The sequence below is a fragment of the Flavobacterium solisilvae genome (assembly GCF_012911605.1).
In the GTDB taxonomy this organism is placed as follows: domain Bacteria; phylum Bacteroidota; class Bacteroidia; order Flavobacteriales; family Flavobacteriaceae; genus Flavobacterium; species Flavobacterium solisilvae.
In genome coordinates, this window is sequence record NZ_JAAMPT010000057.1 from 1 (window position 1) to 246 (window position 246).

General features: G+C 37.0%; 1 protein-coding gene. It reads left to right on the forward strand.

Features of this window, described 5'->3' with window-relative positions; genetic code table 11:
• A partial coding sequence (locus G6042_RS00270; RefSeq protein WP_169522315.1) for a hypothetical protein occupies positions 1-246 on the forward strand: 246 nt, incomplete at both ends.

Sequence of the window (246 nt, forward strand, 5' to 3'; positions counted from 1 at the left end):
AGGAGGTGAAAACTACATTATTACCTTCCATGAAACTGAAGATAATGCGATAACGAACGATAATGCCTTATCGACAACGAACTATACTAACATCAATCCATTTGTACAAATTCTTTATGTAAGAGCCGAAGATCCAGACACAGGTTGTTTTAGCGTGATGCCAATTACATTAGAAGTTAACCCAAGTCCAGTTGCACCAATCAATTTGGATAACATCGAAGTATGTGATACCAATGCCAACAATCA